The organism is Novosphingobium sp. (genome assembly GCF_032093395.1).
Classification (GTDB): Bacteria; Pseudomonadota; Alphaproteobacteria; order Sphingomonadales; family Sphingomonadaceae; genus Novosphingobium.
Window position 1 is genome coordinate 1 of sequence record NZ_DAMDBA010000167.1, and the last position, 2,206, is coordinate 2,206.

Genomic DNA, 2,206 nt, shown 5'->3' on the forward strand with positions numbered 1-2,206 from the left:
TGATGAAGATCGCCATCCATGCCCAGCTCGACTATCGGTTCGACCGGCCGACAGACGTCCTCTTGCAGCTCGAAGCCGCGGCGATCCCCGAGCAATCGATCGAGGAAGCGCACATCGACCTGTCCGAGACGGATCACTTCGCGCGTGTCGCCGCGCACGATATGATCGGGGAGCGGATCTGGGTGCGCGTCGGCAGCGAACTGCGTGTCGAATACAAGGCGACTGTCTCGATCAACCGGATCCTTGACGATTGCCTGGCGCTGCCAGCGATCCCGCCCCACCAGTTGCCGGGCGAAACCGTGCAATATCTGATGCCCTCGCGCTATTGTCCTTCTGACCAGTTCCAGTCCTTCGTCTGCGCTGAATTCGATAGTCTGGAGGGCGGCCAGAAAGTCATTGCCATGCGCGACTGGGTCCATGGCCACCTCAGCTATGTGCCGGGCGCCAGTACGTCGGATACGACCGCCGCCGACACTTTTATCCGCCGGCAGGGCATCTGCCGCGACTATGCCCATGTTCTGATCACCCTGGTGCGAGCCGCTGGTATCCCGGCGCGTATGGCCAGTGTCTATGCGCTCGGCGTCGAGCCCCAGGATTTTCACGCGGTGGCGGAGGTGTTTCTGGGCGGCGAATGGCATCTGGTCGATGCGACCGGCATGGCGCAGGAAGCGGCAATGGCCAAGATCGGCGTGGGATGCTGCCGACATCGCGTTCCTGACCGCTTACGGCCGCGCTGTCCTCAACAACCAGACTGTCAAGGTTACCGCCGCGCCCTGACAGCCGGGGAGTGCCGAGCCTGCGCGGAAAAGGCGCCGTTCACCGATCCTTTACACCGCTGGCGCACATAGGCCTTACGGGGGGTGACACGTGAACCAGGCGGCCGGCAAGAGCGATGAAAGACAGTTTCCGCGCGAGGCGATTGCGGCCACGGCCGTCTGCCGAACATCACGCAGCAAGATCGCCGGACACGTCTCCAACCTGTCGCGGGGCGGCTGCTGCTTGGTGACCAGGGGCCAGCGGGTCGCTCCCGCAAAGATGGTAACCCTTCGCCTGGAAGGCCTGGACGGTATTCCCGCAACAGTGCGCTGGGTCGCCGGCGAGAAGGCGGGATTATCCTTCGACTGGCCGCATTACGAGCCGCTACACGATCATATCGTAGCGCTGCGCGGCACGCTTTCGGCAGGAGAAAAGGCGGCATGGGGGCGTCACATAAAACGGACCCAGATATACGCTAACGAGCGCCGGTGACGGAAATCGCCTGTTTGTCACACACTACGATGAATGACGCGGCCTGGGACAAAACTGCCGTTCGCGGGCCGCGCCGGAAATGGCAGGTCCCTATCCAACACCTGCCATTCCTGGAGCACTGAAGATCGTTCCAGGAACCCCGCACGACGGGCCGAAAGACGAATGTCCGGTTCGCCGCCGAACCATAAGGATAGCTGACATTCGAGCGGGTTTCGGGCCCACTGCGTTTTAGGTCTGGTCCGGCACAGCCCGTACCTTGGCGGCCAACCGGTCAATGCCAAATGGCTTTGCGAGGAATTCGGTGCCGGGATCGAGCTGACTGTTATGAACCACAGCGTTGCGGGTGTATCCCGTGGTGTAGATCATCTTGACGTCGGGAAGAATGGCTTGCGCCCGATCGGCAGGTTCCGATACCCGGCATGATGCGGCGACCATGGCCAGCGCCGCCCTATCGCTTGCGTGGCGGATCAAAGAGACGACTCAACTCGATGTGCAATGTGTGAGCGGGCTTAATTCCGCGACACCCCACGTGCGTCTCGCATTCGGTATCATTCACAAGTTCTAACTGGCGACCCGGCGAAGGGCCGGGCCGCCAGGATATCTTAAGCGATGCCGGCGCCGCCGGTCACGCCATAGACTTCTCCCGTGATGTAACTGGCCTCCTGCGAAGCGAGGAGCACGTAAACGGGCGCAATTTCAACCGGCTGCCCGGGACGACCGAACTGGGTCTGCTCGCCAAACTTGGCGACCTTTTCCTGAGGCTGGCCACCACTAGGCTGCAGCACAGTCCAGAACGGACCAGGGGCCACGACGTTGGCCCGAATGCCTTTTTCGATCAATTGTTTTGCAAGTGCCTTTGTATAGGCGACGATGCCCGCCTTGGTCGTGGCATAGTCCAGCAGAATATCGGACGGCTCATAGGCCTGAACCGACGCCGTCGTTATGACTGATGCGCCCG

The 2,206-nt window shown here is 61.7% G+C and carries 4 protein-coding genes; 2 read left to right on the forward strand and 2 right to left on the reverse strand.

Annotated features, from left to right (window positions below):
• Together RT424_RS24355 and RT424_RS24360 are read left to right on the forward strand one after the other, a co-directional pair.
• Positions 1-848: transglutaminase family protein (locus RT424_RS24355; protein WP_313443471.1), on the forward strand; the 848-nt coding region annotated here is incomplete at its 5' end.
• Positions 849-867: 19 nt separating this feature from the next.
• A complete protein-coding gene (locus RT424_RS24360) occupies positions 868-1,248 on the forward strand; it encodes a PilZ domain-containing protein (RefSeq protein WP_313443473.1) in 381 nt (126 codons plus the stop codon).
• A gap of 228 nt (positions 1,249-1,476) precedes the next feature.
• Here the strand turns inward: RT424_RS24360 and RT424_RS24365 are convergent, their stop codons facing one another.
• Both RT424_RS24365 and RT424_RS24370 read right to left on the reverse strand, forming a co-directional pair.
• The gene (locus tag RT424_RS24365) at positions 1,477-1,719 is read right to left on the reverse strand and encodes a hypothetical protein (protein ID WP_313443475.1); all 243 of its coding nucleotides are present in this window, start codon (positions 1,717-1,719) and stop codon (positions 1,477-1,479) included.
• 131 nt (positions 1,720-1,850) lie between these two features.
• Positions 1,851-2,206: SDR family oxidoreductase (locus tag RT424_RS24370; protein WP_313443477.1), on the reverse strand; the 356-nt coding region annotated here is incomplete at its 5' end.